At 53.3% G+C, this 24,520-nt stretch carries 15 protein-coding genes; 13 read left to right on the forward strand and 2 right to left on the reverse strand.

Annotated features, from left to right (window positions below):
• The first annotated feature begins 98 nt into the window (after positions 1 to 98).
• On the forward strand, positions 99 to 2,171 hold the full coding sequence (locus tag ACQ4MZ_RS18080; protein ID WP_430846985.1) for a tetratricopeptide repeat-containing sensor histidine kinase: 2,073 nt from the start codon (positions 99 to 101) through the stop codon (positions 2,169 to 2,171).
• A 25-nt stretch (positions 2,172 to 2,196) separates the two neighbouring features.
• On the opposite strand, the gene ACQ4MZ_RS18085 is transcribed toward ACQ4MZ_RS18080, so the two are convergent.
• Positions 2,197 to 3,396, reverse strand: a complete 1,200-nt coding sequence (locus ACQ4MZ_RS18085; protein ID WP_430846987.1) for a PQQ-binding-like beta-propeller repeat protein — start codon at positions 3,394 to 3,396, stop codon at positions 2,197 to 2,199.
• 153 nt (positions 3,397 to 3,549) lie between these two features.
• Here ACQ4MZ_RS18085 and ACQ4MZ_RS18090 point away from each other — a divergent pair, with 153 nt between their 5' ends.
• The 5 genes from ACQ4MZ_RS18090 to ACQ4MZ_RS18110 all read left to right on the forward strand — a co-directional run bounded on the left by ACQ4MZ_RS18090 (position 3,550) and on the right by ACQ4MZ_RS18110 (position 12,685).
• Positions 3,550 to 4,143, forward strand: a complete 594-nt coding sequence (locus tag ACQ4MZ_RS18090; protein ID WP_430846989.1) for an RNA polymerase sigma factor — start codon at positions 3,550 to 3,552, stop codon at positions 4,141 to 4,143.
• Between the two features lie 78 nt (positions 4,144 to 4,221).
• Positions 4,222 to 5,295, forward strand: coding sequence for a FecR family protein (locus tag ACQ4MZ_RS18095; protein WP_430846991.1), 1,074 nt, complete (start codon positions 4,222 to 4,224; stop codon positions 5,293 to 5,295).
• 204 nt (positions 5,296 to 5,499) lie between these two features.
• On the forward strand, positions 5,500 to 8,904 hold the full coding sequence (locus ACQ4MZ_RS18100; protein WP_430846993.1) for a TonB-dependent receptor: 3,405 nt from the start codon (positions 5,500 to 5,502) through the stop codon (positions 8,902 to 8,904).
• Between the two features lie 36 nt (positions 8,905 to 8,940).
• Positions 8,941 to 10,395, forward strand: coding sequence for a RagB/SusD family nutrient uptake outer membrane protein (locus ACQ4MZ_RS18105; protein ID WP_430846995.1), 1,455 nt, complete (start codon positions 8,941 to 8,943; stop codon positions 10,393 to 10,395).
• On the forward strand, positions 10,382 to 12,685 hold the full coding sequence (locus ACQ4MZ_RS18110; protein WP_430846997.1) for a glycosyl hydrolase family 95 catalytic domain-containing protein: 2,304 nt from the start codon (positions 10,382 to 10,384) through the stop codon (positions 12,683 to 12,685). The genes ACQ4MZ_RS18105 and ACQ4MZ_RS18110 overlap by 14 nt, the downstream gene beginning before the upstream one ends.
• A gap of 10 nt (positions 12,686 to 12,695) precedes the next feature.
• On the opposite strand, the gene ACQ4MZ_RS18115 is transcribed toward ACQ4MZ_RS18110, so the two are convergent.
• A complete protein-coding gene (locus tag ACQ4MZ_RS18115; protein ID WP_430846999.1) occupies positions 12,696 to 13,121 on the reverse strand; it encodes a hypothetical protein in 426 nt (141 codons plus the stop codon).
• Between the two features lie 191 nt (positions 13,122 to 13,312).
• Here ACQ4MZ_RS18115 and ACQ4MZ_RS18120 point away from each other — a divergent pair, with 191 nt between their 5' ends.
• From ACQ4MZ_RS18120 to ACQ4MZ_RS18150, 7 genes are all read left to right on the forward strand, one after another.
• Positions 13,313 to 15,514 (forward strand): alpha-galactosidase, encoded by a 2,202-nt coding sequence (locus ACQ4MZ_RS18120; protein ID WP_430847001.1) that lies wholly within the window; start codon positions 13,313 to 13,315, stop codon positions 15,512 to 15,514.
• Positions 15,515 to 15,673: 159 nt separating this feature from the next.
• Positions 15,674 to 16,282 (forward strand): hypothetical protein, encoded by a 609-nt coding sequence (locus ACQ4MZ_RS18125; protein ID WP_430847003.1) that lies wholly within the window; start codon positions 15,674 to 15,676, stop codon positions 16,280 to 16,282.
• A complete protein-coding gene (locus ACQ4MZ_RS18130; protein WP_430847005.1) occupies positions 16,275 to 17,393 on the forward strand; it encodes an aminotransferase class I/II-fold pyridoxal phosphate-dependent enzyme in 1,119 nt (372 codons plus the stop codon). Before ACQ4MZ_RS18125 ends, ACQ4MZ_RS18130 begins: the two co-directional genes overlap by 8 nt.
• Positions 17,383 to 18,054 carry a dethiobiotin synthase gene (bioD, locus tag ACQ4MZ_RS18135; protein ID WP_430847007.1) on the forward strand — a complete coding sequence of 224 codons (672 nt, stop codon included), beginning with the start codon at positions 17,383 to 17,385 and terminating at the stop codon, positions 18,052 to 18,054. Before ACQ4MZ_RS18130 ends, bioD begins: the two co-directional genes overlap by 11 nt.
• On the forward strand, positions 18,051 to 19,325 hold the full coding sequence (gene bioA / locus ACQ4MZ_RS18140) for an adenosylmethionine--8-amino-7-oxononanoate transaminase (RefSeq protein WP_430847009.1): 1,275 nt from the start codon (positions 18,051 to 18,053) through the stop codon (positions 19,323 to 19,325). The genes bioD and bioA overlap by 4 nt, the downstream gene beginning before the upstream one ends.
• Positions 19,326 to 19,664: 339 nt before the next feature.
• Entirely contained in the window at positions 19,665 to 22,718 is a 3,054-nt protein-coding gene (locus tag ACQ4MZ_RS18145; protein ID WP_430847011.1) for a SusC/RagA family TonB-linked outer membrane protein, read from the forward strand.
• Positions 22,719 to 22,735: 17 nt separating this feature from the next.
• Positions 22,736 to 24,421: a RagB/SusD family nutrient uptake outer membrane protein gene (locus tag ACQ4MZ_RS18150; protein WP_430847013.1), complete on the forward strand. Its 1,686-nt coding sequence runs from the start codon at positions 22,736 to 22,738 to the stop codon at positions 24,419 to 24,421.
• The last annotated feature ends 99 nt before the right edge of the window (positions 24,422 to 24,520 follow it).

Here is a 24,520-nt window from a genome sequence, read left to right on the forward strand (position 1 = left end):
TGTTCATCAACCTACTGGAAAATAGGGGTGAATTGTACAAAACGCATATGCTTTTGTATCTCCCGGTATCATTGTAAAGAGAAATCCATCTGAAAGCGATGAACAACCAATCTGGCCTGCTGTTGCCCCCTTTACGGTGTAGGATTATTCTGATTTTTCTCGTTTTAGCCGCGAACTTCGCGGGGTGCCGGAAGTCGGAGAAAAGCGGTCATGACGTCCAGTTGAAAGCCTGGATTGATAGCCTCGACCGGTCCTCGCGGGTAACCGGGAGCCGGAAAGCGATCGCCAGCCTCGATTCGTTCATGGCCAGGCTGCCCGCAAAGAACATCCACGACAGTATTCTTTATTTCAAATTCATGAAGGTCCTGAGCCATCGCGATTCCACGATGGACGCCGCCGCGCTCGCTTATTCCGACAGCCTGCTCGGGCTCTTCGCGTCCACGCGCGTACGAGAGGAAAACCCGATCGATTATTCTAGAGCTCTACTGTTAAAGGGTGATGATTTGCTGAAACAGAAGGAATATTATCAGGCTTACCGCAACTATTACAAAGGCAAGGCATTTCTGCTGTCAAAGGGAGAAATATGCGAATGCGCGCGGTACAGCAGCAGGATCGCCAATATTTCGTTCAAGGAAGAGAATTACTATCAGGCCATTGAATACTGGCAGCACGAACTGAAGGAATTGGCGCAATGCAGGGAGCCTGAGAATTTTCAATTGGAATTCATTGAAAAACAGGGTAGTATGCGAAATATCGGCATCGCCTATATGCTGATCAATGAACCGGTGAAGGCGCTCGGTTATTTTAACCAGGCCGACCGGTTTATCACCCGGAATGCCGGAAGGTTTCCGAAAGAGCAGAACTTTATCCGGTTTGCACGGATCGTCATTTTAAGAAACAAGGCAGAAGCCTATGCATTGAAAGGCGATAACCGTACCGCGGAACGATTGATCAAAAAATGCCTCGAACACGATCCGAAAATCGACTGGTCGATCGACGTTGAGCGGGAGTCGCGGCAGATACTGGCACAAATTTACATCGATTCGAGGGAGTATGATAAGGCGCAGGCCCAGCTGGATTCGCTGAGGCGCTTGCCCGGCGCCGCCAATAACCCGGCCGCGAATAGTTTGTATCGCACCATGCAGGCCTCTATTTTGTATGGCCGTGGCGATTTCAAAGAGGCTGGCAAACTATTTCTGGCTAACGTGGAAGCCGAGCGTAACGGGAAGCTGAAAAGAAATGCCCAAAGCAAAAATAACGTCGGGCATTTGCTGCAACAGGTTCAGCGCGAGCATGAAATGGAACTGGCGGCCCAAAAGGATGAACGCGAAAATTTAATCCTTCAATTCTCGGTGCTCCTTACCTTTGCGATGGCCGTCATTGTTTACCTGATTTGGCGAAATACCCGGAAGACGATTGCGAACCTGCGTGCGGTGACCAAGCTGAATGGGGTGATCACGCAAAGTAATATCGCGTTGCAGGACACCGTCAATGCATTGGAGGAATCCGAAGTGGAGAAGGAAAAAATGCTGCGGATCGTCGCGCACGATTTGCGGAACCCCATTGCCGCCATGATCTCGGGTGCCGATGTGCTCTTCTGGGACCAGTCCCCGTCCGAAGAACAGGCAATGCTCGTGAATGCGATCCAGCAGTCGGGACAATTGGCGTTCGGGCTGATCGGACAGATATTACAATCGGGACCGGATAAAAAGAAGATCAGCAAAAGCGAGGAAGACCTGGCGGAAATTGTGCAATCGTGCATCGATATGCTGAGTTATAAGGGAAAGGAAAAAAGGCAGACGATCCACTACGATTACGAGAAAGCGATGGTGCCCGTCGACCGGGAAAAGATATGGCGGGTGTTTTCCAATCTGCTGAGCAATGCCGTTAAGTTTTCGCCTCAGGAAAGCGCCATTCATGTGAATTTGAAGAAGAGTTCGAACCAGACCGTGTTCAGCGTCCAGGATTACGGTATCGGGATTCCGGATGAGCTCAAAGGACATATCTTTCTTTCGACCAATGACGCCAGAAGGATGGGGACGGCAGGCGAACAGTCCTTCGGGATCGGGCTTTCCATTTGTAAGCAAATCGTGGAAGCGCATGGCGGCAAGATCTGGTTCGAATCTGTGGGCGGTACCGGGACCACCTTTTTCGTGGAGTTACCGGACTGATCGGTGGTCTCTACCGCGTCGTTTATCACTCGTTAAGCACTTTCCGTATATCCAGCGCATAAAAATACCCGTTAGCATCGCCAAAATACAGCATTCCGCCGGTGGCAACGGGACCCGAGAGGATCGAGCCCAGCGAGAGAATATGCTTTTCGGCCTGGATGTAATTGTCGCCATACATATCGAAATCCTTGCGGAAATGGTCGGTGTCGTCGTATACAAGCGCGTGGTTTTTCTTGCTTTCGTCTGTCCGGAAGGTTTTGATCACCTTCCCGGTTGCAGGGTCGGCGAAATAAACCCTGCCATTGAAGCAACCGAATACCAGTTTGTCTTCAACGACCACTGCCGTCCCGTACACCCGCATATTGAGCGGCATTATCCAATTGATTTTCCCGGTTTCGGCATTCATCGAGTAAAACTGGTGTGTATCGGAAGTGCCCACGAACAAGTTCCCTTTATGAACGATGGGTGTGGCGATCACCCAGCTGCCTTTTTCTTTCATGTTCCATTTCTGTTCGCCGGTTTGGGCATTCAAGCAATAAATATAAAAATCGCGGCTGCCGAAAATGACCTGGTCGTCGTCCACATACGCGGCCCGCTGAACTTCACCCTTTGGAAATCCAGGATCGCCTAAAGTCTTGAACTTCCAGGCCAGGTTACCATTCTGCGCGTCGAGCACATAAAAATATCCGTCGTAACTGCCGATGAAAACCTTTCCGTTCCGCACTACCGGTGAGGCATGTACGACGCCCCCCGTTTTGAATCGCCAGCGCAATTTTCCCGACTCGAGATCGATCGCATACACCGAGCTGTCGCCGCTCCCGGCGTATAATGCATTACCTACTGCGACCGGGGACGAAAGGTAATAATCCCAAAGGTCGTAGTGCTGCTCGCCACCTGTTTTGAACGTCCATAACAGCGTGCCCTTTTTCTTGTCCACGGCATAAATGTTGCCATCGGCGCTGTTAAACAGTACTTTGCTGGCGGTTACCGCCGGCGTGGACCTGATCGCCCCGGCTGTGGCGTACTTCCAGAGCTGCCTGCCCGTAGCCTTATCGAGGGCATATAAATTCATATCATTACTACCGACATAAACGACTTTATCGGTTACGGCGGGTGCCCCGTGAATGCCTCCGGCGGTCGAAAATTTCCATAGAAGCGGTTGCTGGGCAAAGGCCGGGATAATCAGGATTAAACAAAGCAGGAAGAGGTTCAATTGTTTTTTCATGGCTGTTTAAAGAAAGGATTAGTGTGCCCGCAAGTTATATGAAAGTAGCCAAAGCATATAGGTACAATAAAATTTCAGGGCATTTTTGAATTCTTTGCAAAATGAGTAAAATGCACAAATATTCTATAATTGTCCTAACCCACGGCCTGATAAATGTCAGACTCTACGCTTCCGGATTCACAACTTTGGTGCCTGATCAAGGACGACGACCAGGCAGCTTATACGACCCTTTTCCGGAAATATTACCCTTCATTGCTCGGTTACGGCAAGTCACTGACCGACCATCACGGACTGGCTGGGGATTGCGTGCAGGAAACGTTCATGGAAATCTGGCTGTACCGCCGAAACCTCGCTGTCCCCGATTCGGTGAGGGCTTACCTGCTCGCAGGCGTTCGCAGGCGTATCGCGCGGCGCCTCGAACGCGATCGCATTTTCAGGCATTCGCGCGATATTGGTGAAAGCGAGTTTTCTTTCCAGTTTACACCGCTCGATGAAATGATCTCCGACGAGGAGACGCGCCGGCAGGTGCGCCAGCTTAATACCCTGCTCAACCAGCTTCCCGCACGCCAGCGCGAGGCGCTGTATCTGCGTTACCACCAGCAGCTCGATATCGACGAGATCGCCCGGCTGATGCAGATCAATCCTCAATCCGCCTCCAACCTGCTCCACCGGGGAATCAAGCATATCCGGGAAGTTTGGGTAGGAGAAATGCACACCCTTGCGCTGCTGTTATGTGTGTATTTTTAAATTTTTTATCAAAAAAATAAAAATAGGTGAGTATCGCCCGGCGGTACTGTCCTCTCCTGCCTGAAAAACCACTACTTCATGCAGCGAGAAAGCTATACTACCGTTACGCAATTTTGTGATGACGCATTGTTCCGGGACTGGGTGATCACCGGGCGTGATCAGGCCGGCTGGGCGCAATGGCTCGAAGCAAATACCGATAAACAACGGTTGGTACAGGAAGCGCGTTACCTGATCCTGGCGATCGGAAGCGACGCTCCCGCGGCTACGGCCGGAGAAACCGATCAGGCGCTCGAAGAGACCTGGTGGCGGATCCATGAGGAAGAACATCGCGTGTGGCCGCTAAGGTTTGCGAACTGGTGGCGTGTGGCGGCTGCGATTGTGGTATTTGCGCTCGGTTTGGGTTGGTATGCCTCACGTCAAAATCCCGGTGAAACGGACATTGCTGTACGCAAGTCCTCGGCTGCCTTACCGGGAAGCAGGGATATCGGGATTTACAACGATTCCAAAGTGCCTCGCCTGGTGAACCTGGAAGACGGCAGTACGATTATTCTTCAACCTGGCGGGAAGCTGAGCTATCCACGGACATTTGCAGTAGAAAAACGTGAGGTGCATTTGTCGGGGGAGGCGTTTTTTGAAGTCAGCAAAAACCGGCTGCGCCCTTTCCTGGTCTATACCAACGATATCGTGACGGAAGTGGTAGGTACGAGCTTCCGCATTAAGGCGGCCGACGATCAACCCGAGGTGGAGGTCTTTGTTAAAACGGGTGAAGTACATGTCCGTCAGATTCAACCGAAAGATAGCAAAGCAGCCGAGAATGTGGTTTTGCTTCCCAACCAGTCGGTGAGCTACGTAAAATCCAGTAGCCTTTTTGAAAAGCCTGAAAACAAAGATATTCCAAAAAGGGCTATCGAATACCTGAATTTCGACTTCTCCGATGCGCCCGTGGGGACGATTTTCTCGACCCTGGAAAGTGCCTACGGCATCACGATCGACTATCCCCACGACGTCCTGCGTGACTGTTATCTTTCCACCTCGTTGTCCGACGAACCACTTTTGTCGAAACTGAAAATCGTCTGCGAAAGTATCAGCTCCGGTACGCAGTTCCGCATGGAAGGAAACCACGTGATTGTAGAATCCACCGGCTGTAATTAATGGCTCGCCTATGAACTAACCAACCTGTATACAAAAAGAACCGGACTGGTTGCAGCAGCCCGGCTCCCGAAATCCACAACTCCGATTGCATTACGCCCTGGGAGTGGGGTGTTATTGCCCAATTTTTCTCTCGAATCGAAACAATAAACCGTCAAATCTATGAAGAAAACTTTGACTGCCAAACGCTTATTGTGTCAACTCTTAATGAAGTCGTTACAACAAATCGTCCTTTTGATTGTCGTAGCCCAGCTGGCAATGGCCGGACCGCTGGCCGGTCAGAACCTGCTGGAAAAAAGAGTTACGCTGAATCTCAACCGCGCTACCCTGGGCAGCGCATTACAGCAGCTGGAAAAAGCGGCTGAAATCAAGTTCTCCTACAACTCGCGCATGCTGCCATTGAAATTCACGGTGAGCCTGAATGCGCAGAATGAACCCCTTGCCGCCGTGCTCGACAAGTTGTTGCTACCCAACAAAATCAGCTACAAGCAGGTGAGCAACCGCATCGTACTGCGCACTCAACCGGAAGTAATCAATGTCGCAGACCCGGGCCTGACCCCGGATGCGCCGACGTATGCCACAGTGGTGGAAGACAGGTCGCTGGTAGGTAAGGTGACGGGCGAAAAAGGGGAAGGTCTGCCTGGAATTAATATCGTGATCAAAGGCAGCCAGCGCGGTGCCGTAACGAATGCCGATGGCAGTTACAGCCTCCTGGTACCCGATGGCGCGCAGACGGTTGTATTCTCATCGGTGGGCTATATTTCGCAGGAAATACTGGTTTCCGCGGAACGTACAGCCCTGGACGTTTCCATGAAGGTAGACGAAAAAGCACTGGAAGAGGTGGTCGTGGTGGGTTATGGAACGCAAAAGAAAGTAAACCTCACCGGGTCAGTTGCGACTGTCAACGTCGACAATATGCAGAGCCGCCAGGTAAGCAACAGCCTTGCCGCATTGCAGGGACAGGTTACGGGCTTGCGCATTAGCCAGGGCACGGGTATGCCCGGCCGCGAGAGTGTTTCGCTGCAACTCCGCGGGGCGAGTTCCTGGGGAACCAACACGAGCCCGCTGGTGCTGGTGGACGGCGTGGTCGGTTCGCTGGACGTGTTGCCTATGTCGGATATCGAGAGCATTTCGGTGCTGAAAGATGCCGCATCGGCATCCATTTACGGGGCACGGGCGGCGAACGGCGTAATACTCGTAACCACCAAACAGGGAAAGAAGGGCAAACCGGCGCTGACCTACAATATGTCGCTTCGCACGCAGTCGCCCACAGGTGTGCCCAACCAGATTTGGAACTCGGCGCAGTATATGGAGCTTTTCAATAAGGCCGTAGCCCGTAATGCCGTCAGCGCGGTGCCTTTTCCGCAGTCGCTGATCGACAAGTACAAGGATCCCAACCGCAACAGGGACATGTTCCCGGATTACAACTGGGCGGATGCCGTTTGGAAATCGGCCCCGATGCAGGAGCACAATGTCGGCGTGAATGGCGGTTCCGATGCATTTAAATACAATATGTCGGCCGGGATTATCGACCAGAAAGGGGTGCTGATGGGTCATAACTACAAGCGTTTCAACGGGCTGGCCAACCTATCGACGACGATCAACAAGTACATTACAGTGGGTACCAACGTGAGTTACATGAAAGGCAAATCGGTTTCTCCCTATTATGAAAACCAGAGTTTTGTGCTCATGACCATGACCCAGGCGCCGCTCGTGAAGCCTTATCTCCCCGACGGCAGCGGCCGTTATACCGACAAAGCGGTGCCGACCGGCGTTGGTGGAACGCAGAACAACCGGAACCCTTTCTGGATCGCAAACGAAACCTACCGGGATTATGAAGACTGGCAAGCCAACGTGCAAGGCTGGCTGGACGTGAATTTCCTGCAAACGGAAAAAATGGGTTTGAAATGGAGTTCTAAATATGCTTCCCGGTTTGCCGAGCAGTTCCGCAATATTTATCATTATGGCGCCGATGCCTATTATTATCTTCCCGAAAGCGAATACGCGGCCGGCGGGGCCAATGTATACCAGAAAGGCACCCCGTTTGGGCCAGAAGCGTTAGGCGTGACCAACGGCAATTACCGGACGCTGCTGAATACCTTTTACTCGTCGGTAAACTGGAACTGGAACCCCGACCGGCAGGACATTTCGCTCATGGTAGGTTACAGCCAGGAAGAGCAGAAATACCGCTGGCTGGGCGGTACCCGCAGCGTATTTCCTGTGAAAAATATGTATGAGCTCGACGGTATGGGGCCTTTGAACCAAACTACCACCGGCGGTTTGACCGAATGGGCCTTCCAGTCGCTTTTCGGGCGCGCTACTTACGCATTCGCACAGAAGTATTTGCTCGAAGCCAATTTCAGGTATGATGGTACCTCACGGATTTACAAAGACAGTCGATGGGGCTTTTTTCCTTCGGCTTCGGCCGCCTGGCGGATCAGTGAAGAGGCGTTTATCCGTGACGGAGCCAGCTGGATCGACAATCTGAAACTCAGGGCTTCTTACGGATTACTGGGTAATGCCAATATCGGGGAATATCCGTGGCAGGAGACTTATGCAACAACAACTTACGCATTTAACGAAGCTTTAAATCAGGGCGTTCAGCAGAATGCCTATCGCAACCGCGAACTAAAATGGGAGGAAACCAAAACCGCAGACATCGGACTCGATTTTAACCTTAAAAATGACCTGATCTACGGTACGATCGACTGGTACAACAAATCGACGACCGGAATCCTGGCGGGAGCCATTATCCCTGCCAGCGCCGGAATGTCGGCCCCTACCATCAACTACGGTGCTCTGCGGAATTATGGTATGGAGGTTGAACTCGGGCACAAAGGCAAGTTTGGTTCGGTGGAATATGGTATTAATGCGCAGGTATCGGCTAACCGCAACAAAGTTGTGAAATATCCCGCACCGGCGTACAGTGATCGCATTATCAAGGAAGGCTTGCCTTACCGCGACTATTATTTGTACGAATACATAGGCCTCTTTAAGTCCGAAGAAGAACTCAAAGCGGTGGTTACGCCTGGTAACCCGCAACTGGGTGATATTAAATTCAAAGACCAGAACAACGATGGCAAGATCGACGGCGACGACCGCATTCGTGTGAAAGGCGCTTATCCCGGCTTTATTTATTCTTTCGGAGGAAATGTACGATGGAAAAATTTCGATCTCGCAGTTTTCTTCCAGGGTGTTCAGGGCCAGAAGGTCAGGACTTATTTCTTTGGCGAGGACCCATTCTCGCAGGGCTCGTCCCCGCATCCCAAGTTCCTCAATGCCTACGATCCGGTCACCAACCCAAATTCCGACGTGCCGGCCATCTATGGCTGGGGATATGCGCCTATGACAGGCGGAACGGCCCAGAACTCGACGTATTTTCTCAAAGACGCGTCGTACCTGCGCCTGAAAAACTTGCAGATCGGCTACACCATCCCGGCGTCGGTTACGAAAAAGGTGGGTATCAATCACCTGAAAGTGTTCGTCACAGGCGACAACATCCTCACATTCACCAAATACCCCGACCTCGATCCTGAGCGGGCGGGAGACGGCTGGCATGCGCAGTATCCGCAGCTGAAAGTTTATTCGGTGGGCCTGAACCTGAGATTCTGATTGGTATAAAAAGATGATTTAAAAGATATACACCATATGAAAACTTTTCTGAACCATATTCTCTTGCCGGCTTTGTTAGTAGCCACGCTGACCGGTTGCAGCGATGATTTTCTGGATAAAAACCCGCCGCAGGAAATCGCCGCAGGGCAGTTCTGGACGTCGGAAGGCGATGTGCAAATGGGGTTGGCAGGATGCTATGCCCGTTTGAAAGGCACTTACCTCACCTGGCACCGCAGCTATTTCGATGCCGCGGCCGACAACGGCTGGGCACAGCATTACGGCGATATCCGCCTTATGCAGTCCGGGACGCTCGATCCGGCCAACTCGGGTGCACCGAGGGCGCTGTACACGTCGTGCTATACGGGCATTGCCAGCTGCAACACTTTCCTCAAAAACTTCACAAAAGTGGCCCTGCCCGACGCGGCGGCCAAGGCCTACGAAGCCGAGGCGCGGTTCCTGCGGGCGATGTTCTATTTCGAGCTGGTGCAGCATTGGGGCGGCGTGGTGATTTATAAAGAAGTGCCTTCGGACATAGCGCAGTTAAACATCGCCAAATCGACCAAAGAGGAGGTGTACAAATTCATCGAGGAGGATCTGAATTTCGCCGTGGCCAACCTGCCCGATGACGCGTACAAATCGGGACATGCCGTGAAAACAAGTGCCAAAGCATTGCAGGCGCGCATTGCATTGTTTCAGAATAAATGGGATGATGTGATTTCCCTGACCTCTTCTATCATCTTGTCGAACAAATATTCGCTGGCGACCGACCTGGAATCCCAGTTCATTAAAGGCAAAGGACAGGCATCCTGTCCGGAAATCATTTTCTCCATTAAATACATCGAAACCCGGGATGGGCGTCAGTCGGGCGACGGGGGGCAGGAAGTGGAGTTTTTCCGCTGGGGCGGCCTCGCACCGACCAAGGACCTGATCGACGAATATGAAACCGGCGACCTTCGTCTGAAAAAGTGGTATTACTATTCACCCAATAAAACGACATTCGAACGGGAGGACGGTTTTAAATTCCAGACCGAGTTCACAGCTACCAATTACGGCCTGATCAAATTTGCGGCGATCTGGGATCCCGGGCGCTTCATTCCCAGCGAGCGCGACATTCTGACCGGCCACGACATTGTGCTTTTCCGGCTTTCGGACATCTATCTGATGAACGCCGAGGCGCAAATGGAAAAGGCGGGGGGCACCACTACCGACGCCAAGGCGCTCTCGTACGTGAACGCGATCCGCAGCCGCGCGGGCGTCCCGGCACTCACCACGCTCACCCGCGCACTCGTACGTAAGGAGCGCAGGCGGGAACTCGCATTCGAAGGCCTGCGGCTTTTCGACATCGTTCGCTGGCGCATTGGGAAGGACATCAACGATAAGCTGATCCATAGCAACATCCGGTTGAAATGGGACGATAAATTCTATATTTGGCCGTTCTCGCAAAGCGAAATGGATATTAACAAAGCATTGAAACAAAATGAGGGATATTAAGCGCCGAATTTGTCTTCCGATCCTGCTGGCGTGCGTGTGGCCGTTTTCCACGGTCCACGCGCAACCGGTGAAGCAGCATAATCTTCATTTTGAACAACTGGCCAAAGTATGGGACGAGGCGCTTCCGCTGGGCAATGGTACCATCGGGGCGTTGATCTGGGAGCGGGAAGGCAAGCTGCGCTTTTCGCTTGATCGAGCCGATGTGTGGGATATGCGCCCAATGGCCGGTCTCCACCGGGAGGAGTTCAGGTATAAATGGGTTCAGGAACAGGTCCGTAAAAAGGATTACAAGCCGGTCCAGCAGTATTTCGATGCGCCCTACGACCGGGAGCCCGCTCCGTCCAAGATTCCGGCGGGAGCTTTGGAGTTCGATTTGCCCGACGGATGGGAGGTGAAACGGGCCGAGGTGCTGCTCGCGTTGGCCACTGCCGAGGTGGAATGGTCGAATGGGGTTGTATTGAAAACATTTGTGCACGCCACCGAGCCGGTGGGCTGGTTCCGGTTTGAAAACGTGCAGCAGGAAATGCTGCCGCAGATCGTGGCGCCGAAGTATACCGGAGCGGTGAAGGAAGGTGGTATGGTAAACTCCCTCGTGGGTGACGACCTCGTGCGCCTGGGCTACAAGCAGGGTACGATTACCCCCGGGCCGGGCAGCATCACCTACCGGCAGGAAGGCTGGGGCGGGTTCCGCTATGAGGTTGCGGTGCGTTGGAAGCCATTGCAAAATGGGGTAGTGGAGGGCGTATGGAGTGTTTCTTCGCATTATCCCAAAGCCCCTGTAAAACCCGGGGCGGCTACCTTAACCCAAAATGCGATGACACAAACCTATGCTACGGCGATGACGTCGCATCAGGCCTGGTGGAAGCGTTTTTGGGGGATGTCGTCCATTGCCGTGCCCGACCCGCTCATCGAAAAGCAATGGTATCTGGAACAGTACAAATTCGGAGCGGCGGCCCGCCGCGGTGCGCCCCCGATCTCCTTGCAGGCCGTCTGGACAGCCGATAACGGCCGCATTCCACCCTGGAAAGGAGATTACCACCACGACCTGAACACGCAGCTGAGTTACTGGCCCGCATACAGCGGTAACCATTTGGAAGAAGCCCTGGGTTACCTCGACCACCTCGACGAAAACAAGGAGAACTATCTGCGTTATTCGAAGCTGTACTTTGGGGTCGATGGACTAGCCGTACCCGGCGTCACGACCCTGGACGGTACCGAGATGGGCGGCTGGATCCAGTATTCGCTTTCGCCGACGGTTTCGGGCTGGCTGGCCCACCATTATTACCTGCAATGGCGGTATGGAATGGATAAGGCTTTCCTGAAAACACGTGCCTATCCGTGGTTCAAACAGGCTTGTATGCTGTTTGAAAATATTACGATCAAAAACGAAAAAGGCGAACGGCACCTGCCGATCAGTTCGAGCCCGGAGATCAGGGACAATCGCCTGGAAGCGTGGTTCCCCGAAACGACCAACTATGATCTGGCGATCATCAAGTTCACATTCCAGGCCGGTGCCGAGTTGGCAGAGGTTTTAGGCGATAAGGAGCAGGCCGGAAAATGGCGCAAGCTTCTGGCTGAATTCCCGGATTTTGCCCGGACAGAAAATCATGAACTGATGTTTGCCCGCACTTTGCCTTACAACGAGTCGCACCGGCATTTTTCGCATTTGATGGCCATTCATCCTCTGGGGCTGATCCGATGGGAAGACGGGGAGCAGGCCCGAAAAACGATTACGAACACGATTGCCCTGCTCGATAAAGTGGGGCCCGACTGGTGGTGCGGGTATTCCTACTCCTGGCTCGCCAACCTGAAAGCGCGCGCCAGGGACGGAGCGGGGGCCAGGGACGCACTCGCAACTTTTGCAAGGGCATTCTGTTTACCGAACAGCTTCCACGCCAATGGTGACCAGACAAAATCCGGACTTTCCAAATTCACCTACCGCCCGTTCACGCTGGAAGGGAACTTCGCATTTGCCTCGGGTTTACAGGAAATGATGCTGCAAAGCTACGGCGATGCGATCGAGATTATGCCTGCATTGCCGGCGGATTGGAGGAATGCCGCGTTCAGCAACCTCCGTGCCGAGGGTGCGGTGCTGGTGAGTGCTCGGAGGAAAGAAGGAAAGATTGTCCAAATCAGCCTTGTGGCCGAGAAAGCGGGAACGTTTTCATTGAAATTGCCAGCCTCGGGTCTCAAATTAACGATGACCAAAGGCGTGCGTAAGATAAAAGACGACGGAAAGGTGATCACGTTCAGTGCACCGGCGGGAGGGAAGGTCGAGTTGGTGCATTAAACCACATTTATCAGTGGTTCTGAAAACCATGGACGGCCAGTTTGTGTTTTTCAGAACCGTGCCGGACTGATAACGTACCCTTATATCCGATACTTCCCTCCACAATTTCCTTTGCTTCCTTCACCGTCAGAATGAGATTGTAATCGGCTGCGGAAAAGTACATATCGAAGCCTTTGGCGCTGCGGACGGTCATAGTGTGGCCTAACAGGATTTTCTTGCCGCCGTCTACATAAACAGCTCTTTTCAGCGGATCCGCCAGGAAAATGTAATGTTTTTCGGACAAGGGTACCTGCCTTAAAGCGAAGAAATACCCGGCATCTCCCTTAACAGGCCGCTCATCGGCGGCGGAAACCAACAGGCCCTGGGCGACCTGGCACATACCGGCAGCCGGTACCAGCAAACTGGCACATGCAAGCCAAATGGATAGATTTTTCATAAGTGTCTGACGTGAAAGAAGTTAAAATGGCAGGTGGCAATCGGCAAGATCTATTTTAACACAAAAATCATGCCGGGAGAAAAACGGGGAATTCCGTAAATCGTGGGAATCTTTTGTATTTGGCATATTTCTCATTCACTTTGTCAGTGAAATAGCTAAACCACCCTTAACCAAATTCCCAATTACCTTTTATGAAATACCTTGTTTTAGCACTCGGTTTGCTCAGTTTTTCCGCGGGGGCGCCGGCCGCCGGGGCGCAAACGGTCAGTTCGGCGGCCGGCGTTCCGGCGTCCGGCGCCCCCGCGCCCGGCGACTGGCTCATCAACGCTGGCACTGCCCAAGCGCGTATCGACCAGTCGGCCAATGGTAGCGATGTTGTGATGTCCAACGGACTGGTCCGCAGAGTGTTCCGCCTGAAGCCCGACTTGGCTTGCATTGAATACAAGAACCTGACCAACGGGCAGCAGCTCCTCCGCGCGGTGAAACCCGAGGCGAGAGTAGTACTGAATGGCGTCGCCTACAACGTGGGTGGTTTATACGGCCAAAAAGAGAACGCATACCTGCTCCCGCAGTGGATCGACCAGCTGAGAGTGTCGGATAGCGCCTTTCACTATGTCGATTTTAAAATCTCGCCCATAGTGCCTTACCTGCAATGGAAGACCTCGATGTGGGCCGGAAGCAGGAAAAATGCAACGGGAAGCGAAGTGACATTTCGTTTCGGCTCATCACTTCCTGCGCTGGCGGGCGTGGATGTGTACGTGCATTACGCGATTTTTGACGGTATCCCGCTGGTGTCCAAATGGGTGACGATTGAAAATAAAAGCAAGGGAGATGTAACGGTGGACCAGGTCGTGAACGAGATCCTGGCCGTGACGGAAGAGGAGAGCGCTGTAGTGGGGAAGCCGGAAGAAATGGCCAAGCCGAATGGTTTGTACATCGAAAACAACTTCGCATTCAACAATGCCATGCGCTACGGGCTCAGCGACCAGGCGACGCATTGGAAAGTGGATAAAAGCTACACCTCCCAGGTCAACTACGACTACCAGACGCCCTGCCTGCTGGAAGTACATCCGAAAGTGCCGATGGGGACACGGCTCAAAGCCGGGGAAAAGCTGGAATCAATCCGCACCTACGAGCTGCTGATGGACAGCTACGACCGCGAGCGCAAGGGAATGGCCGTGCGTAAGATGTACAGGACCATCGCGCCCTGGACGACGGTTAACCCGATTTTTATGCACCTGGTGAGCAAAAACGACGAACAGGTGCGCACAGCGATCGACCAATGCGCCGCGACCGGTTACGAAGCATTGATCCTCAGCTTCGGGAGCCATTGCAATATGGAGGACATTTCTGCCGAAAACCTCAAAAAATGGAAAGACCTGGCCGATTATGCCCACAGTAAAAAGGTGTTGATCGGCAGCTATTCGCTTTTCAGTTCGCGGAAGATCAGCGAAGAGGACGATGTGATTAATCCCAAAACCGGCAAAACCGGCGGTGCATTCTTCGGTAATGCGCCTTGCCTCGGCAGCAAATGGGGGTTGGCCTACCTGGACAAACTCAAAAAATTCATGAGCTACACCGGTTTTGATATTTTTGAAAATGACGGACCTTACCCGGGCGACGTCTGTGCATCCACCTCGCACCCGGGCCACGAAGGTCTGGCCGACTCTCAATGGAAACAAATGGCGCTTCAAAAAGGGCTTTACCACTGGTGCGCCGAAAACGGTATTTACGTAAATGCACCCGACTGGTATTTCCTGGACGGTACCAACAAAGTAGCGCTCGGCTACCGGGAGGTGAACTTCTCACTCCCGCGCGAGCAGCAGAAGATCCTGAACCGCCAGAATATCTTCGATGCTACCTGGAACGAAACGCCTTCCATGGTGTGGGGCTTTGTGCCGCTGACCAAATACCAGGGCGGTGGGCCGGAGGCGGTGCTTGAACCGTTGTCGGAACATCTCGATGCGTATGAGCAGCTGATGATGCAATATTATGGCGCAGGGGTGCAGGCGTGTTACCGTGGTCCCCGCCTGTACGATACCGATGAAACCAAAAAGACTGTCAGCGATGTGATCAGCTGGTATAAAAAGTACCGCGATATCCTCAATTCCGACATCATCCACCTGCGTCGTGCCGATGGCCGCGACTGGGATGGTATCATGCACGTGAACCCGGAGCTGCCGGTGAAAGCGCTGGTAATGCTCTACAATCCGACCGGCGAGAAGATGACCAGGAATGTGAAACTGCCTGTGTATTACACGGGCAAGGATCAATCGGTGAAAATTCGCGTCAAGGAAGGTGCGTCGCAATCCTATAAGGTGGGCCGGAACTACGAGGTAGATTACCAGGTGGAGATCCCGGCGGAGGGATATACCTGGCTGGTGGTAGAATAGAGCATACCTGCCGACAGCGGTACATTCGATGAAAGGGGCAGGTTCGCCGGTTGTGCGGGCTTGTCCCTTTGTTTTGAACAATTCCGGACTACCTTTAAAATCAAAACCGGGACACCCGGAGCGTCCGGTTGGGATATACTTTTGGCTCAAAAATGAGCTATGTATAACCTGATCCAACGAATAGTACAGCAGGACCATCTGCATGCCCGCTGGCTGAACACCCTTTCATATCTTGAAAATGCCGGTGCGAGAAAGATATCCGCTTGTGAAGACCGTACGCAGGTGGAGATCATACAGTTAAAACACGCCGCCGAGGAGCACAGGCACGCCTATATTTTAAAGAAGCAGATCTCGAAACTCGCTCCGGCATCCTGCCCCGACTATTCGGATGCTTACCTGTTTGCAGCGGTATCCACCCGCCAATACCTCGCCATGCTGGATATTCAATGCAGCCGATATATCAAAAGCGTGTTCGGTTTGAAGGGAGCGCAGCTTCGCTATGCGGCTTATCTGTTTGTTACCTATCTTATTGAGATAAGGGCCGATGAACTGTATCCGGTTTACCAGCATGCGCTCTCGGCGGCTTCCCATCCGGTGACGGTAAAATCGATCATCGCGGAAGAGGAGGGGCATTTGGAAGAAATGACTTCGCAGTTGAGCCAATTCTCGGAAGACTGGCAGACACACGCGGAAGTATTGCAGCAAATGGAGGAAGGGCTGTTTAACCGGTGGCTGAGCCGGCTGGAAAGCGAGCTGGCCGATGCGTGACGACTTGCTGGCACGCCTGTCGCAGGCCCTTTCCGACCGGGAGGAACGAGGAATGTTGCGAACGCTCCGAACGAGGGAGCCGGGGGCCGATTTTTATTCCAACGACTATCTGGGCCTTGCATCGAACAATGCCTGCCACGAAATGCTGCTGGCTTCCCTACATGATAATCCGCAATGGCTCCGCGGCGGCACCGGGTCGCGGCTCGTGAGCGGGAACTCGGCATTGACGTTGTCCGTCGAGGATTTTATCGCTGCGGAACACCAAACCGAACGGGCACTGCTGTTTCCGTCGGGATATATGGCCAACCTGGCATTGTTTTCCTGCCTCCCGAAAAGGAATGATACCATCCTGCTCGACGAGTTTGTTCACCGCTCGGTGCTGGACGGGTGCCGGCTTTCGTTTGCCGGTAAAATACGGTTTCAGCACAATGACCTGGACCATTTGGAAAACCGGCTGGCCAAAGCGAAAGGCAAATGCTGGATCGCCGTGGAAAGCCTCTATTCGATGGAAGGTGATTTTGCGCCGCTTCACGACCTGGTCGCGCTCGCCGGGCGTTACGGGGCTTCGCTGATTGTGGACGAAGCGCATGCCATGGGTGTTTTCGGGTACGGTCTCGTGTGCGACGCGCATTTGCAGGAGCGCGTATTCGCGACCATTGTTACGTACGGGAAGGCCATGGGCGCACATGGGGCAGCCATTTTGTCCCACGGAACGGTCATAGATTACCTAATTAACTTCGCGGCCCCGTTCATTTACACCACTGGCCTGCCCGACCTTTTTGCGGTCACTATCAGGAACAATTATACTTTTCTGAAAATGAATCCGCACCTGCACGAAGACCTGCAAGACCGGATCCGGCACTTTTCCGCAGCCGGACTACCCACGTTTTCGGGTGCGCGGAGCCCGATTCAGGCGGTCCCGTGCCCGGGCATTGCCAGACTGGCGGCCGTGGAGGAAATGCTCGAAAGTCAATCGCTGTTCACGTTTGCGGTGCGGCCACCTACCGTTAAGGAAGGTTCCGAACGTCTGCGGGTGAGTTTGCACGCTTTCAATACAAACGAAGAGATCCGACAGCTCACAGCCATTTTAAAAGAACTCCATGACAACTGACCGTATAATCCTTTTTGTTACCGGAATCGGCACGGATGTAGGGAAAACAGTCTGTTCCGCCGTACTGACGGAATGGTTGAAAGCTGATTACTGGAAACCTGTGCAAGCGGGAGGGCTGGATCAAACCGACCGGAAAACGGTTTCGGAACTGACAAGCCCGGGCACCGTGACGCACCCGGAAGCGGTCCGGCTGAAACTGGCCGCGTCACCGCACAAAGCGGCCCGGAAGGAACAGAAATTCATTTCTGCGGAAAACCTGGTACTCCCCGAAACCCGGAACAACCTGATTATAGAAGGCGCCGGCGGATTGTATGTGCCTGTCAACGACCACTTATGCATGATCGACTGGATAGAGCAGCTTGGCGTGGAGGTCGCATTGGTCGCCCGGAATTATCTCGGCTGTATCAACCACACCTTGTTGTCTATTCAAGCCCTCCAACAAAGGTCTATTCCCTTAAAATACCTGATTTTCAACGGCCCGTTTGATGAAGACACCCGCCGTGTGCTGCTTTCTTACCCGGATATTCAGACTACCGCAATCGATATTCCCGATTTCAAAACGCTGAATGCGCAAAGCATTGCCCGTGCCGCCCGCCGCTTAAGCCGTGAGCACGGTAGTCCGACCACCGATTACCCTTTGATTAAAACAATTAACCTATGAATACCCAAAACCTTACCTGGGGGCAGCGCGACCGTGCGGTGAACTGGCACCCGTTTACAGCCATCAAGACAGCCGGCGAAGCCGTGGCCATCGTGCGCGGCGAGGGGGCGCATTTATATGATGAAACCGGCAAGCGCTACATCGACGCCATTTCTTCGTGGTGGGTTAATTTGCACGGCCATGCCCATCCCTATATTGCCGACCAGGTATCGGAGCAGTTGCGTACGCTGGAACACGTTATTTTCGCGGGCTTTACCCACCCGCCGGCCATAGCGCTCGCGGAAGCATTGCTAGCGGAGCTGCCTGGAAATCAAAACAAGGTTTTTTACTCGGATAACGGCTCTACCGCAGTGGAAGTAGCATTGAAAATGGCTTTGCAATATGCTTACAACCGGGGCGAACGGAAGCCTCTAGTCCTGGCCTTCAGGCTGGGATATCACGGCGATACTTTCGGGGCGATGGCCGTAAGCGGCCGCAGCGGCTGGACGGAACCCTTCGCAGACTTGCTCTTCGACGTCGTCCATATCGACCTTCCCACCACTGATAACCTGCCGGAAATTAGGGCATTAATCGATCAGCATGCGGATCAGATCGCCTGCTTTGTGTACGAGCCACTCGTGCTGGGCGCGGGTGGAATGCTGATGTACGAGGCCGCCCACCTGGATGCGCTGATGCGCTATTGCCGCTCCAAAGGTATCCTGCTAATCCAGGATGAGATATTCGTCGGGTTCGGACGTACCGGGCGCATGTTCGCGGCCGACCATCTCACCGAAAAACCGGATATCATGTGCCTTTCCAAGGGACTCACGGGCGGCACTATGCCTTTGGGCGTGACTACCTGCACGGAGGCTATTCACCAGGCATTTTGCACCGACAACGTATACGGCACATTGTTCCACGGGCATTCTTTTACCGCCAACCCGCTGGCATGCAGGGCAGCGTTGGCCAGTATGCATTTGCTCAAAAGTGCAGAGACACAAGCTTCCATTGCACGAATTGCCGCCCGGCACGAAGCGTTTCGCACACGGGTGGCGTCGCACGCGACCATCCATACAGTAAGGCAATGCGGGACGATCCTGGCTATGAACCTGGGTCATGACGGGAAGGATTCGTACTTCCGGAATCAATGCCGGCATGTTTTCGAGGCATTGCTCGGCAAGGGTATCTTGCTGCGTCCGCTAGGATGCGTACTGTACCTCGTTCCTCCGTATTGCATCAGTAATGCCGATCTTCAATACATCTATAATTCCATTATTGAGGTATTGGAATAGCCTTCGCCAGCGTACGGGACTGTACGCTGCTATTTTCCTTCAACTCACAAGTCGGTTCATGCTTGTATTCGAGTATAGAATAGTATAGTGGTTGAGATTTTGGTAGTGCGTTAGCTAAAAGTGTCTTTTTCATACTAATTGACAGGTGTTTAATCTTTGAATGCTGCGTAGGCAACATGTTGGTCGTTTCTAAAAATATTTTTATAAAAAATAGTATAGAATAGTATAGGTTAGTTAAAAATTGTGTTCTTTTGATAAAAAATTAGACAGTAGTTGTGTCGGGCGGCATCCGGAGGTCGGCCTGAACGGCTCGTGTCTCACTTCATAACCCTTTTTAACATGATTTTTTCTACCCGCTTTTCTCCACTGCTTCTGGCCGTGCTGCTGTTGTTCGGCGCTTCGGCGGTCAGGGCCCAGGTTCCGGTTTCGGGCCGGGTAACGGATGCTTCCGGCCCGCTAGTCGGCGTGAGTGTGATCATCAAGGGTGCCAATGGCGGCACGTCAACTAATGCCGATGGAAATTTTACGATTAATGTGCCCTCCGCCGATGCGGTCCTGGTCTTTTCCTACATCGGGTATATTCCCCGCGAAATACAGGTAGGCAGGCAGACCAAACTCGACGTGCTCCTGGAAGCCGACACCAAAGCGCTCGACGAAGTGGTGGTGGTAGGGTACGGGACCAAAACCCGCGCGGACCTCACCGGTTCGGTATCGACGATCAAAGGCACTGAACTTGAAAAATCGCCCGCGAGTAACCTCACCAACTCCATTGCCGGTCGTGTACCCGGCCTGATCGCCAACACAAGGAGCGGCGAGCCGGGTAACGACAATGCGGAGATTTTCGTCCGCGGGAAGGCGACGCTCGGCAGCACCGGCGCGCTGGTCGTGATCGACGGTATTCCCGATCGCTCGGGGGGCTTTGCGCGGCTCAATCCGGCGGATATCGAGTCGTTTACGGTGATCAAAGACGCTACTGCGGCGATTTACGGGGCGCGGTCGGCCAACGGTGTGATCCTGATCACGACCAAGCGCGGTCAGGCCGGCAAACCGGTATTGTCCATTGGTACCAACTGGTCACTCACACAGGCGACGCGCGTGCCGCAAATGCTCAATTCCTACGAATACGCATTGGCGACCAACGAGTACGACCAGATGATCGGGCAGAAACCCACCTGGCCCGACGCCTCGTTGCAGAAGTTCCGCGACGGCTCCGACCCGCTATCGTTCCCGAGCACCGACTGGTGGGACGCGACCATGAAAAAGCAGGCATTGCAGCACAACCAGGTCATTTCTCTCCGCGGTGGTACCGACAAGGTTACCTATTTCCTTTCGGGCCAGTACCAGAAGCAGGATGGCATTTATAAAAAAGACGCCGCCTTTTACAAGCAGGCCCAGGCGCGCGCCAACGTGGATATTGCCGTTATCGACAACCTGAAAATCGGCGTGGACGTGCTGTACCGAAACGAGTTCCGCAACTCGGCAGTGGGCAACTACAATGCCGGGGCGATATTCCGGGAGCTGTGGCTCGCTTACCCGTACCTCGTGCCTATTTACCCGAACGGCCTCGTGGGGCCGGGGATCGGCGGCGGGCCTAACAACAGCATGGTGTACATCACCAGCGGAGAAGCGGGCTACAACCGCGCTACCAACGATTTTTTGCAAACCAAAACCTATTTTAAATGGGATCTGTCCAAAGTGGTCGACGGCCTGTTTGTGGATGGTTATTATGCCTATGACCTTACCTTTTCGAAAACAAAGGCATTTACCAAAACACCACCCCCTTCGTTCCGCTACGATGGCGCGACAGGTAACTATGTGCAGATCAACTCGGCCATTAAACCTAGCCTGTCGGAGGTGCGGGGTACGCTGAAACAAAACCTGATGAACATCCGGCTCGGCTATAACAACCGGTTCGGCGACCATTCCGTGGAAGGTTTTGCGGCATACGAGCGTTTCGAAGGAAATGCCGACGAAATCAGCGCATTCCGCTCGAACTTTCTCAGCAATTCGCTCGATCAGCTTTCGGCGGGCAGTCTGATAGGTCAGCAGAACAATTCCACCGCGGCTCAAACCGGCCGCAACAATTTCATCGCACGCGCTTCCTACGGTTTCAAGAACAAATACCTTTTTGACTACAACATGCGCTACGATGGCTCGCAGAACTTTCCCGAAGGAAAACGTTACGGCTTTTTTCCGGCGGTTTCGGCGGCTTGGCGCATTTCGCAGGAGGATTTTTTCAATTCCAAAAGCATTACCGAGCTGAAATTGCGCGGTTCGTGGGGTAAGACGGGAAATGATGTCGTTTCGGCATTCAACTACATTCAAACCTACCTCCTCGGCACCGGCTATGGCTATTCGCTCGGCCCGACTGCTTCGCAGGTAAGTTCGCTCGTGCCCGGCCCGACGCCTAATAAGGACATTACCTGGGAAGTAGCCACCACCACCGACATAGCGCTGGATGCGCAGTTTCTCAAAGGCAAACTCGGCCTGACCATTGATTATTTTCGTTCCATGCGGTCGGGTATCCTCATTACACGCAGCGAGTCCGTACCCGCATACACGGGATTAACCTTGCCCAACCAGAACCTCGGAAAGGTGCTGAACAGGGGTATCGAGCTGGAAGCCTATTATAATGGTTCGATCGGGACGAGCTTTGGGTATAATATCCGGGGTAATCTCACCTTCGCCCGCAACAAGGTCATTTTCATGGATGAAGCCGCCAGCGTACCTTCCTACCAGCGTAAAACCGGCATCCCGATCGACACCTGGCTCGTATACGAATCCGACGGCCTTTACCAGAACCAGGCCGAGATCGACGCCAGCCCGCACCCGGCCAATACCGCGCCCGGTGATATCCGCTACAAGGATATCAATGGCGACGGTGCTATCAATGGACTGGATCAGGTTAGACAATCTTCCGTGCGGACGCCAGAGCTGATCTACGGTACTTCGCTCGGACTTTCATGGAAGAACCTGGACCTTTCGCTCTTTGTGCAGGGGCAGGCGCGTGCGCAGTCGTACCTCGCACCCGCGGGACTGAACATGGCCAGGGAGTTTTTCGACGGCCGCTGGCAAAAAGAAGGGGATAACCAGTTCCCGCGCAATTTCAATGGCCCTACCGGCGCTTCCCGAGGCGTGAACACGCTCACTTCCGATTTCTGGCTGCGCAATGCGGCATTTGTGCGGCTGAAAAATGTCGAGTTGGGCTTTACTGTACCTTCCAGCTTGCTGAAAAAGGCCAAAATGCACAGCGCGCGGATCTATATCAATGGCAGCAACCTGTTCTCGATCGACAAATTCGGGCCGTCGTTTGATCCTGAGATACCCAACAACTCGGGTTACTATTATCCGCAGCAGCGCGTCGTGAACCTGGGCGCCAACATCAGCTTCTAACCCTTATTATTTAATATATGAAATCTCAAACTAACCATAAAACGCAATCCGGCTGGACCGGAAGGCTGCTCGCAGGCATGACCATCGCGGCCGGCATGCTGGTCATGAACTCCTGCAAGGACGTCCTCGACCTGAAACCGCTGAATGCCTATTCAGATTCGGACGTATGGACAGATCCGAACCTGACACAGGTATTTGTGAACGGCATTTATGACCAAACCGTACTGGCCTACAAGGACGGCGGCTTCGGATGGGGCGCGCAGACCGACGAACTGTACGGCAATTTTAACTGGACCAACGAAAACAGCTACGTGCAGGGCGAAGCCACACCGGATAACCAGACTTCCAATTCCCTGAACCGCTGGGGGGATTTGTACGGTGCTGTCCGGAGATGTAATGTATTCCTGAAAAACGTAGGTCAGCTGGATACCGTTTCCAATGGCAAGGTCGTACGCACCATGCGCGGGGAAGTACATTTTCTGAGGGCATTGGCCTATTTTGAGCTTTTGAAACGGTTTGGCGGCGTACCGCTAATCACCAGGGTGTACGACGTCAACGACAAGGATTTCAATGAAAAGCGCGCCACCTGGACCGAAACGAAAGATTTTATCCTCGCCGACATCGAGCAGGCGTCCAAGCTGTTGCCGGCGGCCTATCCGGCCGATCTCGACAAAGGCCGGGCGACGGTGGGAGCGGCATTAGCTCTCAAATCACGGTTGCTGCTATACGCGGCGAGTCCCTATTTCAACACTTCGGGAGACAAAAAGCTCTGGCAGCAGGCCAAAGAAGCCGCCAGGGCCGTGATCGATTTCAAAGATGCGCCGTATGCATTGTATGGCAGCGCCGCCAGTGGTACCTATAATAAGACCTACCTGGATTTTTTCAACCCGGAAGTGATTTTTGCACGGGTTTACAGCGGCCTGGCAAGAGCCGACCGGTACAATACCGTGAGCCGAGACCTCAGTCCGAATGGCTATGAAGGGTACAGCGCTTATAATGTATTGCAGCAAATGGTGGATGCATTCGAAATGGCCGACGGGACCGCATTCAGCTGGGCTAACCCTGCACATGCCAAGAATCCTTATGCCAACCGCGATCCACGGTTTTATGCCACGATTCTGGCTAACAATCAGCAGTTCAAAGGCCGTCCGACGCAGTTTTTCGAAGGCGGGGACGATTCACCGCAGAGCCCGTATTCGCCATGGAACGCCTCGAAGACGCGTTATGTGGTCCGCAAAATGGTGGATGAGTCGGTCGACTGGCAGAAGCAGGACTATGCCGCATCGCAATGGGTCGGTTTCAGGCTTTCCGAAATTTACCTTAACTACATCGAAGCCTGCGCAGCGTTGGGTGAGGACGGGGAAGCGCTAACATACCTGAACAAATTACGCGCCCAAAAAGCAGGTATGCCGCCGGTAAATGCATCCGGGGTCGCATTGATGGACAAGATCCGCCAGGAGCGCCGCATCGAGCTTTGCTTCGAAGGCCACCGGTATTTCGATATCCGGCGCTGGGGGATTGCCGAGATAGGGTCGAAAGACGCTTTGGGCGTGATTATTACCAGGCAGCCTGATGGTACATTTACCTATCAATCGGCCACTGTGCAGAAACGGACATGGATTCCCGCGTTGTATTTTTACCCGATACCGCGGACGGAGTTGCAGCGGAACCCTGCATTGGTTCAGAACCCGAATTATAACTGAGGTTGTATTAGTAAGGAGCGAATTTGCACCTATTGTCAGCCTGAGCGGACCGGTCCGTCCAGGATGACAATAGGTGTCGGCCCGATACACCGACGCGAC

Source organism: Dyadobacter sp. BHUBP1 (assembly GCF_050587785.1).
Classification (GTDB): Bacteria; Bacteroidota; Bacteroidia; order Cytophagales; family Spirosomataceae; genus Dyadobacter.

Excerpts from the sequence above, each read along its gene's own strand:
- ACQ4MZ_RS18080 (WP_430846985.1), top strand. The coding sequence starts at position 99 with ATGAACAACCAATCTGGCCTGCTGTTGCCCCCTTTACGGTGTAGGATT.
- ACQ4MZ_RS18085 (WP_430846987.1), bottom strand. The coding sequence starts at position 3,396 with ATGAAAAAACAATTGAACCTCTTCCTGCTTTGTTTAATCCTGATTATC.
- ACQ4MZ_RS18090 (WP_430846989.1), top strand. The coding sequence starts at position 3,550 with ATGTCAGACTCTACGCTTCCGGATTCACAACTTTGGTGCCTGATCAAG.
- ACQ4MZ_RS18095 (WP_430846991.1), top strand. The coding sequence starts at position 4,222 with ATGCAGCGAGAAAGCTATACTACCGTTACGCAATTTTGTGATGACGCA.
- ACQ4MZ_RS18100 (WP_430846993.1), top strand. The coding sequence starts at position 5,500 with ATGAAGTCGTTACAACAAATCGTCCTTTTGATTGTCGTAGCCCAGCTG.
- ACQ4MZ_RS18105 (WP_430846995.1), top strand. The coding sequence starts at position 8,941 with ATGAAAACTTTTCTGAACCATATTCTCTTGCCGGCTTTGTTAGTAGCC.
- ACQ4MZ_RS18110 (WP_430846997.1), top strand. The coding sequence starts at position 10,382 with ATGAGGGATATTAAGCGCCGAATTTGTCTTCCGATCCTGCTGGCGTGC.
- ACQ4MZ_RS18115 (WP_430846999.1), bottom strand. The coding sequence starts at position 13,121 with ATGAAAAATCTATCCATTTGGCTTGCATGTGCCAGTTTGCTGGTACCG.
- ACQ4MZ_RS18120 (WP_430847001.1), top strand. The coding sequence starts at position 13,313 with ATGAAATACCTTGTTTTAGCACTCGGTTTGCTCAGTTTTTCCGCGGGG.
- ACQ4MZ_RS18125 (WP_430847003.1), top strand. The coding sequence starts at position 15,674 with ATGTATAACCTGATCCAACGAATAGTACAGCAGGACCATCTGCATGCC.
- ACQ4MZ_RS18130 (WP_430847005.1), top strand. The coding sequence starts at position 16,275 with ATGCGTGACGACTTGCTGGCACGCCTGTCGCAGGCCCTTTCCGACCGG.
- bioD (WP_430847007.1), top strand. The coding sequence starts at position 17,383 with ATGACAACTGACCGTATAATCCTTTTTGTTACCGGAATCGGCACGGAT.
- bioA (WP_430847009.1), top strand. The coding sequence starts at position 18,051 with ATGAATACCCAAAACCTTACCTGGGGGCAGCGCGACCGTGCGGTGAAC.
- ACQ4MZ_RS18145 (WP_430847011.1), top strand. The coding sequence starts at position 19,665 with ATGATTTTTTCTACCCGCTTTTCTCCACTGCTTCTGGCCGTGCTGCTG.
- ACQ4MZ_RS18150 (WP_430847013.1), top strand. The coding sequence starts at position 22,736 with ATGAAATCTCAAACTAACCATAAAACGCAATCCGGCTGGACCGGAAGG.